The sequence below is a fragment of the Helicobacter magdeburgensis genome, from assembly GCF_000765825.2.
Lineage (GTDB): Bacteria > Campylobacterota > Campylobacteria > Campylobacterales > Helicobacteraceae > Helicobacter_C > Helicobacter_C magdeburgensis.
In genome coordinates, this window is the sequence record NZ_JRPE02000035.1 from 1 (window position 1) to 2,514 (window position 2,514).

The following is a 2,514-nucleotide window of genomic DNA, read 5'->3' on the forward strand; positions in this document are numbered from 1 at the left end:
TAGTTTGGAAAAGTATGGAGAAGTGTATCTATATCTAGGGCATTAGAATCTTTATGTAAAAGAAGTTCTATAAGGGATTGGTAGTCTTTGGAGGATAAATTTCTTTGAGGATTAGCATAAGGGTGAGCAGGATTATATTCTATTTCTCCACTTGAATGATTGCCTTGTATAATTAAATTATTCACATCAAATTCATCTACCCAAGAAGAAACTTTATTAATGATATTTGAAGTGAAATCTCGCAAAGATGAAACATTTTTTTCTATGAGCGATGCAATAGAAGCAGTTGTGCTATCAAATTCTGTTTTTATCTTTTCCCAAAGTTCTATGGATTTGTCTTTGAGGTAGAGATAGAGGTCGGAGAGAAAATAAGCGATGAGTGATGAAATCAATAATCCCGCAACAGCCCAAGTAATACCACTTGGTATAAGAAATATTATGCCAATTCCTATTTCTACCATTCCCAATGCAATGATTTCATTTTTATTTAATTTGTCATTGCTAATATTCATTGTCATTGATTTTCCACCATCTTTAATAGCAAAAATTACCCCTATACGCTTATTTTTTGTTATTTGCTCAACAATTGTGCTTAATATAGCGTCCATTCTACCAGCCGCATAAAAAAGATTATCTTTGATATTCTGTGTATCTGTATTTATGATGATTTCTGTTGGGACGATACAATCATATTCCTCATTCCCATATTCGTCTATTGTAGGATTATCACTTGGAATACAAACTGATTGATTGAGCGTTTTATGATTCATCATATCTCCTTAAGCTTATAGTAAAACAAAAATGGTTTTTGTGTTTGTTTGATAATATCAAAATCAAGCTTTTTGCTCAAATAATTATAGAGTTCTTGGAGGTTGTTTAACCCAAACCACGCATTCCTTTCTGATAAAATAGGGTAAAGATACACTTTTTTGTCTTTCCGTATTACTCGTGCAATCCAAATCCCTTTTGATTTGTCATCCCCCCACTCATTATTATTCCATACAAGCTGATTTTCTGGCACAACAATCAGAGATTCTAAACTTAGAGCATAATCTCCATAGAATCTATACCTCAAAATAAGAGAATCTTGCGTTAATATAAGGGATTTGAGACAAAATATTTTTACTCTAAGTGCCATAAAAATTATAAGGCTTAAAAAACATATATTTATAAGGCTTAAAATACTAGCTATAAGAAAACAAATACTAATGAATATAATTCCGATGATAAAATAAAACTTATCATCTGTTTGTCTATGATTAAAATCACAAATAATCAAAGGTTCTTGTGTGCTATAGATGATTTTTGCTTTATTCCAAAGATAAATATATCCAATGCTAAGAATTGTATATAAAGAAAATGCACACAAGGATAGAGTTTTGATATTGGATATATACTTTTGTAATGGATTAGAATCTAAAGGAATAGAAAATATACCAAATATAAAACATACTAAGACCAGAATATCATAACATCTCATTATATTTTTATATATATTAAGTTTTTTAAAATCTATCTCCCCATTTCTATAGGGCAATCCTTGCAACAACAAAGGGTCAAAATCTTTCATACTCTTTTCCTTTTTAACCCCAAAGGCTCATTTTAGTGTGATGTGTCCCAAACACTCCACTTAATCCACTCATTAGAGTATCTGCAGTATTACCTTGATATTCAAAGGGATTGTTTTTAGATTCTATAATGAGTGTTGAAGTGTTATTATCATTAATGATTTCTTTAGCTGTGATATTGGAATCTTGGTAAGTAAAGGGTTGGTTTGTATTATTTTGGTGTGCAGATTCTGTGTTGGTCGTAGATTCTATATTGTTTTGTGTGTTTAATGTTGTGGCATTTTTTAAAAACTCTTCACAATCAATATTACACATTATAACTTCTGCAAAAGGAATACGATTATATGTATCTTTAGAATCATAAAGTTTAAGATTATTATTTGGATTATAGGGAGCATTGGGGTTAGAATCTATTGCTCCAGCTCTAATATCAAATCCTTTATTCTTTACCCCTCACTCCGCCTTTACCTCCCCACCTTTAACGACTAATCCTTTAGAATCTATCACTACTTCTACTCCACCAGCTTTAATAATAACACAATCTCCCTTAGCAGTAATTGAAGTATCTCCTACTTGGTGAATTATAGTGTTACCAGCATTAACGCTATAATTGGTTTGAATCTCTGAATTTGAAGAATCAGCCTCAAGACTTAAATTTTCATTTGTTGTTAAACTCATTGCTTTAGAAGATTTTAATATCGTTTTTTCATTGCTTACGAGAGTATAGTTTTGTGTGGTATTTATATCCACATCTCCCTCTACATTTTGCATCAAAGATTTTTCTATATGTGTTTGCACTTCTCCTTTAATCTTTTGGTGTTTATCTCCCTCTATCTCTTCTTTTACATTCCCCCCTATCTCCACCTCCTTATCCTCTCCTATATATTCGCTACTCTTCTTTGCAATCCTTACTTTGTTATCTACTCCTACATTTAAAGTATGGCTT

Annotated in this window: 2 protein-coding genes and 2 pseudogenes; all 4 read right to left on the reverse strand. The window is 31.3% G+C overall.

The window, feature by feature from the left end; genetic code table 11:
• Positions 1-770 (reverse strand): annotated as a pseudogene (locus tag LS74_RS10665) (hypothetical protein); the annotation flags it as partial.
• Complete coding sequence (locus tag LS74_RS11020) at positions 770-1,138, reverse strand: hypothetical protein (protein WP_167480497.1); 369 nt, start codon at positions 1,136-1,138, stop codon at positions 770-772. The gene LS74_RS11020 and the pseudogene LS74_RS10665, both read right to left, overlap by 1 nt.
• A 445-nt stretch (positions 1,139-1,583) precedes the next feature.
• The gene (locus LS74_RS10675; RefSeq protein WP_236096932.1) at positions 1,584-1,883 is read right to left on the reverse strand and encodes a hypothetical protein; all 300 of its coding nucleotides are present in this window, start codon (positions 1,881-1,883) and stop codon (positions 1,584-1,586) included.
• 138 nt (positions 1,884-2,021) lie between these two features.
• Positions 2,022-2,514, reverse strand: a pseudogene (locus LS74_RS10680) (type VI secretion system Vgr family protein); the annotation flags it as partial.